The 6,877-nt window shown below is 36.8% G+C and carries 7 protein-coding genes and 1 pseudogene; 5 read left to right on the top strand and 3 right to left on the bottom strand.

The features are described 5' to 3' along the window. Positions 1–120: 120 nt before the first annotated feature. A pseudogene (locus D0T84_RS20670) lies at positions 121–336 on the top strand (helix-turn-helix domain-containing protein); the annotation flags it as partial. Positions 337–463: 127 nt separating this feature from the next. On the opposite strand, the gene mobB reads toward D0T84_RS20670, so the two are convergent. After that, positions 464–1,744: a conjugal transfer protein MobB gene (gene mobB / locus D0T84_RS20665; protein ID WP_163309755.1), complete on the bottom strand. Its 1,281-nt coding sequence runs from the start codon at positions 1,742–1,744 to the stop codon at positions 464–466. After that, positions 1,729–2,175: a hypothetical protein gene (locus D0T84_RS20660; protein WP_163309754.1), complete on the bottom strand. Its 447-nt coding sequence runs from the start codon at positions 2,173–2,175 to the stop codon at positions 1,729–1,731. The genes mobB and D0T84_RS20660 overlap by 16 nt, the downstream gene beginning before the upstream one ends. Positions 2,176–2,717: 542 nt before the next feature. On the opposite strand from D0T84_RS20660, the gene D0T84_RS20655 reads away from it, so the two are divergent. The 3 genes from D0T84_RS20655 to D0T84_RS20645 are packed head-to-tail and all read left to right on the top strand — an operon-like array spanning position 2,718 to position 4,686. Next, positions 2,718–3,176 (top strand): DUF3408 domain-containing protein, encoded by a 459-nt coding sequence (locus D0T84_RS20655; protein WP_163309752.1) that lies wholly within the window; start codon positions 2,718–2,720, stop codon positions 3,174–3,176. A 38-nt stretch (positions 3,177–3,214) separates the two neighbouring features. Further along, positions 3,215–4,000 (top strand): ParA family protein, encoded by a 786-nt coding sequence (locus tag D0T84_RS20650; protein WP_163309750.1) that lies wholly within the window; start codon positions 3,215–3,217, stop codon positions 3,998–4,000. Between the two features lie 2 nt (positions 4,001–4,002). Beyond that, positions 4,003–4,686: a hypothetical protein gene (locus tag D0T84_RS20645; protein WP_163309749.1), complete on the top strand. Its 684-nt coding sequence runs from the start codon at positions 4,003–4,005 to the stop codon at positions 4,684–4,686. A 117-nt stretch (positions 4,687–4,803) separates the two neighbouring features. Here the strand turns inward: D0T84_RS20645 and D0T84_RS20640 are convergent, their stop codons facing one another. Continuing rightward, positions 4,804–5,730, bottom strand: a complete 927-nt coding sequence (locus tag D0T84_RS20640) for a site-specific integrase (protein WP_163309747.1) — start codon at positions 5,728–5,730, stop codon at positions 4,804–4,806. 81 nt (positions 5,731–5,811) lie between these two features. Here D0T84_RS20640 and D0T84_RS20635 point away from each other — a divergent pair, with 81 nt between their 5' ends. Next, on the top strand, positions 5,812–6,876 hold the full coding sequence (locus tag D0T84_RS20635) for a restriction endonuclease subunit S (RefSeq protein ID WP_163309745.1): 1,065 nt from the start codon (positions 5,812–5,814) through the stop codon (positions 6,874–6,876). Position 6,877 lies beyond the last annotated feature (1 nt).

Genomic DNA, 6,877 nt, shown 5'->3' with positions numbered 1-6,877 from the left:
ATCTTTTCCATATCTTTATCTTGCTGTATTCTACATTAATAGAGTTCAAAGATAGAATAAAAAAAGGAAAGCAACAAATTACACTCTTAGTTAAATACAAGTGAAGTATTCAGCGAAGAGGAGAAACTGTTGGATAACCAAGACTTGGCATTTCTCCTGAAAGTATCTTACCGAACGCTCCAACGGTATAGGACAAGTAAGAAATTGCCCTATTTCATGATCGCTCACAAAACCTACTACCGCACTTCCGATGTACGGGAATTTGTTCGTAGCCACATGGATTTCCAAACTTTGCAAGAATTTGAGAAACAGACGGACTCCAACAAAAGTACCTAAATTTCACACAGAACTCTCTCCAACAAATATTTTTCTTTCCGAACGTCCCCTCACCAACCCCTTGGGGGACTTTGAAAAGGAAAATATTTCATTTAAAATCTGAATCTTGGATATTTCATTGATGAGTTTATATCTGCCTACCCGGTTTTCGTCTTTTTGCTTTCCGCTGCCGTTGCTTTGCCTCATATTCTTTTTCTTTAGCAAAAGCGATGTCTTCATAATTATCACCCTGCGGCTCTATATCGAAGATACCGAACAGACTTGAAGCAGCATCCGTAACACCAGACATATTTAGGGATTGAGAAGATGACTTTTCCACTTGAGATTTGTGATTGACTTGTTGTTCCGATCTTTCTTCTTTCACTGGAGAGTCTTTGAATAAATTCTGAAACAGATTGGCGGAAAACTCTTTTCCTAAACGTGAGCCGTTGAGAATAGCCTGATTCTTGTAGTCAATAAATGTAACTCCATAAATACGCCCTTGTTCGTTTTGCCGGAAAATAGCACCGATACTTTTCTCTTTCAACAGCAACTTAAAATCATCTATATTATTGACTTCTTTCATCGCTTTGGCAATTGTCGGACGAAGGTTTTCCCTTACCCTGTTTTTCTCAATAGCTGATTTGGAGTCTTCAAAATGCTTTTGCATTGCATCATAGCCAACTGATTTGCCAAATTTGGAGGATTTAACCGGCACACCGATTTTATCTCCTTTGTCATCTATTACGGAATAAATCAATCCCTGATAAGGCTTGCCTTTATATTCACCTTTTACTTCTTCCACCGTTATATTGAACTGCTCCAATAATGTCCGGTATTCTCCAAATGACTGAAAATAGAAATGACTCATTACCGATTTAGCGATATTACCCATCTGATGTTTTATATCTCCCGCTTTATAGTCTATCTTCTTTGTCGGGGTATCACTTTCCCGCTGTCCTTTCCTTAGCGGAATAAGATTAAACTGTTGTTCCAATTCCTTGCATATTTTCATCGAACGGGCGACTTCGTAGCTGTCGTTTATTTTCTTTCCCGTTTCATCAATCCGTAAGGAAACGATATGAGTGTGAGTCCGGTCTATATCCTTATGCTTGAAAACAATATAGGGTTGGTTCCCATATCCGAGTTTCTCCATATAACTTTGTGCGATCTCTGCCAGTCGCTCATCCGATAGTTTATCTTTCGGATCAGGATTAAGCGAAGCATGAAATACGACCTTTTCAGTTCTGTTGTTCATCGCCAGATAAGGAGCAAATGAGTCCATACAATCATGGATAGAGAATTTTCCGTCGGGAGAATCGAACATCTTTTGGCTGTACAATACATCGGCCTGATTGTCTTCCACCTTGATTTTGTTATAGGCTAATACTCCAAATACTGATTTACCCGAACTTATTTTGGCAAGCATCTTTCCCGGATTTGAGTGTATAAATCTTCTATCCGGCTTTGCAACAGGATAAAATCCAGTGTTGCTTTCTCGATAATATTCATTATTAAACGGGCTTTTTCTTCCCCTAAATTCCGAATTAAGACTTGAAAGGATTGGTTATAATTGGTCTTTATTACCCGAAATTGTGCAAAAAATTGGGATAATAATATCGCAAAATCCATAGCTGATTTATCTATCGAAACGATTTTTACCGGATTATTCAGTACACAATCTGCAATAAACCGAGACTTACTTTTATGTCCTGACTTATGGAACAAAGATAGAAACCGTTCGTTATCTTTGTTATTCAAGCGTATCATATGGCGGTAAGTCTGCTTGTCCGCTTTAGGCTTACGCCCTCTTTTCTTTTTGAGCCGCACGGCTCCATTATTAACATGTTCCATGTTCATTAATCTTGAATTTATTCTTTAAAAGGTTCGACTTGGGAGAACCGACCCCAAACTTGCGAGTTTGGGCAAGAAATGTTTTTGGAGGAAAGAAAATGGAATTTTCTGCTGACAAAAACACTTCTTGCTATTGTCTGATGACAATAAAATCCGCCGGCATTGGCGGACATTAATAGGAACCGGAACGGTTACTCATTTATCGGGAGTTTTAAATCATAGATAACTCCCGGCTTTTCATTCCCGTTGGACAAAGATAGGGGATGAACTTCGCTTATGCACAACAGAATAAGCGGACAGAAACGGTCAGTCAGTGCCACTTATACTTGATTCCAAAATCAGCTTTCTTTTATCGTTTTCTTTGTGGCATGAAAGCAAAAATGCAAGTCAGGATACAAGAAAAATTGTCTGTTTGCCTATTGGGCGATAAGCATGCAGATAGACAGATGTGCAAATGTTCAAGTAATCAGAAACAGATACCTGAATAGCTGATTAAATGAATAAAAGAAGAATTGTATAAATGTGGGCAATCATAAAATCATTCATATATGGAAGAAGATAATCAATTAAACAAAAAAGCAGGTGTGAAGATAAACACAAGTGCATTTATCCGTCAAGTCGCGGTTGCAGGAAGCAATGAAGAAATGCCTAAATCCATACAGGTAGAAAATCAGTTGGAAGTTGCCGGAAACAAAACGAACGCAGAACCGGGAATCTCCATTGAAGAAAAAACAAAAGAACCGCCCAAAAAGAAGCGGGGACAATCGGTAGATTATGAATCGGTATTTCTTTCCCGTAATGAACTTCGTAATCGGCAGGGATTGTATATCGGCAAAGACAACTACGAAGTTCTTCAAACCCTTGTCCGCTCAATACGCAATGAACGGATTAGCGTCAGCGGATTGGTTGATAACATCATCAGCCATCATATCGAACTCTATGAAGATGAAATCAATCGTATCTACGAAGAGAACATCAAAAGGCCCATAAAAAGGAGTGGTAAGTAATTCATTTCAGAAACAGTATAAACTAAAAAAAGAGCATCATGAGCAATTCAGAGAATCAAAAGCAAACAAGACTTGTGTATCTTTCTTTCTGCACACAAAAAGGAGGAGCAGGCAAATCCGTCTTCACAACTTTAATAGCCAGTTATCTGCATTATTTGAAAAACTATAATGTGGCTGTAATAGATTGTGACTTTCCACAATGGAGTATCCAGAAGATGCGGAGGCGGGAAGCGGAACAATTACAAACCAATGCTTTTTATCAAAGGAAAGCGGAATCCCTGTTTACAAAATTAGGTAAACCTACTTATCCTATCGTTCCGACCGAACCGGAACAAGCTCTCGCAAGGGCAAAAGCATTTTTGGAAAGCGAATCGGAAGAATACGATGTGGTATTATTCGACTTGCCGGGAACAGTGAATAATGAAAATGTAGTTGAGATATTCTTTCAGATGGATTATCTGTTTGTTCCGATAACCACTTCTCGGATTAATATGGAAAGTACCCTACCATTTATCATTTCTATTAACGAGATGATAACCATGAATCCACAGGTAAGGTTAAAAGGTATCTATCCGTTCTGGAACAGAGTAACGAATCGGGAAAGAAAAGAGCTATTCAATTATTACGAAGAAGCTATTTTAGGATTAGGTATTTCCATTATGGAGAGCCGTATCCCGCAGAGTGTCCGTTATGACAGGGAACAATCCATTGAAGGGAATGACTATCTGTTCCTCTCAACAATATTCCCTCCTGATAAACCATTACTAAAAGATAGCAATCTGGATTTGCTGGTTGCGGAGATAATCAAAACAATCAATCTGTAAATATGGAAGCAGAAAAGATAAAAGCAATTCTATTGGCGACGGCATGTTTTTTCATGGCATGCCTGAACCTTTGGAATATCTTCAAAGATTGGTTTGACAAGAAATATCAATCAAGAAAAGAACATAGCAATAAAGAGGCTTCATGCAAAGATCCTATACCGGATATTATCGGAAAATCGAAATTCAAACTGAAAGAGAATAGCATCTCTAAGCAGATACAACCAGAACCAATAAAACCCGAAGACCCACTAAAAAAAGAAATAGCCGAACTAAAAGAACTGGTGCTGCAACAATCCAAGATGATAGAAGAAAACGAACCTTTCATGTCTATCCCGTTGGAGAAAAACGAACCTTCCGATATTGATCCGGACACGATAGATGAGGAGACGATTCCGGTTCTGACAGAAAAGGAACGGTCGCAATTCAGTTCGGGAACAAGCCTTGACGAATTTGAATTGGTAGTGAAAACGCTGAAAGGTAAACCCATCACAAAAGAAGAGGAAACGCAAATCAGTTATATCATTCCGAAGATTGACGGAACAGATATTTACAACCAATTCACCAAGCAGATTCATGGTGCAGAAGAACGGGCGATGGCGATCCTGAATAAAATTGAGGATAACAGGCAAACATTATCTAGCAAAGGGAATGAGGATTTTGATTACAGGAAGTTTGTTAGGGAGTAAATAGGAATAAAATTGCTATTATTCCGTCTGAATATCATTTTATCTCTTAGCATAAATAGTAGTTTGCTGACCTCAAGCCGTTTTGAAGAAATACTTCTAGTCTTGAGGTCAGTCAGTTTATCTTAACGCTTTAAACATTTGATCTATACATTTTTTCTTTTGCTCCATGTTTGGATGTACGTATAAGTTAAGAGTAGTACTAATATTGGAATGCCCTAAAATGACACTAACCGTTTTATAATCACATTTACTTTCAATGCACCTCGTGGCAAAGCTATGACGAAGTCCATGAAATTTCAGTTCTGGCATATCTAACTCTTTCATCAGTTTCTTGTAGTAGTTTCTATAGGTGCGGGGTTCTGTGGGCTTGAAATCGTTGGTTAATAAATAAAATGAACTATTTACCACTTTCTTGATTGGCTTTAGCATTTTCAGTAAATCTCTACTCATCGGAATATCTCGGATAGAATTCTTTGTTTTGGGAGAGTCAAGGATAAGTTCAGTTCGTCTATCATTATCTTCTATAACATAAATCCGTTGGATTGTCTTTCTGATATTGATAATACCGGTTTCAGTATCTATATCATCCCATGTCAAAGCACAAATCTCTCCGATTCGAATACCGGCACTCAAGCAAATGTAAATTCCTAAGTTTTTGAATGTAAAATGTTCTTGAACATAATTCATGATTTTTTTCTGATTGTTTTTACTTAGAACCTCAATTTCAGACTTTTCTCTTTCTGTTGGAAATTGGATGTCGAATTGTTGATATTCAAGCAGTTTATTCTTCACCCCAAATTTCAATATCATTTTCAAGACAATCAAGATATCCTTGATAGTTTTCTGACTTAATCCCTCTTCCAACTTTTTGAACACAAATTCTTGAACGTCGGACTCTTGAACGCTAAATCGACTCCCAAAGCTTGGTAACAGGTGGTTTTCTATTAAAAGCATATACGCTGAATAACTTGATTTTTTCACATACTGCTTTTTGTCATTTTTCCACAGGTCGATTACCTTACTAACTTCTACTTTTTCTGTCATATTCTTCTGATTTTAATATTATTACTCAAAAGAATATACACAGAAAGACTTTAAGTACCAAATATCCTCAATGTTCCAAATTTGAGATTTCCAGAGTTTACAGGAGAGTGGGAGGTTATCAAAATAAAAGAATTTGGAGAGGTTGTTACAGGTGCCACTCCTCCTACAAATGATACAAATAATTATGGAAATGATTATTTATGGGCTTCCCCTTCCGACTTAGGAAAAACAAAGTATATTATTAACACAAAGGCAAAAATTTCAGAACAAGGATTCAATAAAATCCGAAGAATCCCGAAAAATTCAATTTTAGTAACTTGTATTGGCTCTACTATTGGCAAAATGGGTGTTGCTTCGGAGTGTATGTCGACAAATCAACAAATCAATACCATTATCACAAATCCAAGCTATAATTATAATTTTGTATATTATGCAATAGATAGTTGTTTCCCAAAGTATTTATCTTCCATTGCCGTTCAGGCAGTCCCAATTATTTCCAAATCAGTTTTTGAGGAATTAAAAAATTATGCACCGACACATGAAGAACAAGAAAAAATAGGGGCATTTTTATCTCTCATTGACCAACGCATCGAAACCCAAAACAAAATAATTGAGGACTTAAAAAAACTAAAGACTGCACTTGTGGATGGATTATATAATTTTTCCAATAAAGGAAAAACTCGCATAAGATTTTCTGAATTTGAAGAAAAGCATCTAAAAACAACATTGGGGAATATTACCAATAATTTCAATCGTCGCAATAAGGAGAAAAAGGTTTTACCAATGTACTCTGTTACAAACAATCAAGGATTTGTTGTTCAATCTGAAAAATTTGGAGATCGTGAAATGATAGGTGAAGATATAGGCTCTTATAAAATTATAGAATCAGGAGAATTTGCTTATAACCCAGCCAGAATAAATGTAGGCTCAATTGCACAATACAATGGGGATTTCCCTTGTATGATCAGTTCTCTTTATGTATGCTTTAAATTGAAAGATAGTATCGATTCCAGTTGGGCTTCATATCTTTTGAAATCTAAAAGAGTAAATTTACGTGAGTTCGAAATAAGGCACTACCATATTGCTAGTTGCTTATCCTCAATAATATCAACTCTGATAGATGGCTTCTTAGGCAAGAAACTATAAG

The sequence above is a fragment of the Dysgonomonas sp. 521 genome (assembly GCF_010501055.1).
Classification (GTDB): Bacteria; Bacteroidota; Bacteroidia; order Bacteroidales; family Dysgonomonadaceae; genus Dysgonomonas.
Note: the sequence above shows the minus strand (reverse complement) of the source record. Positions and strands in the feature narration are given on the sequence as shown.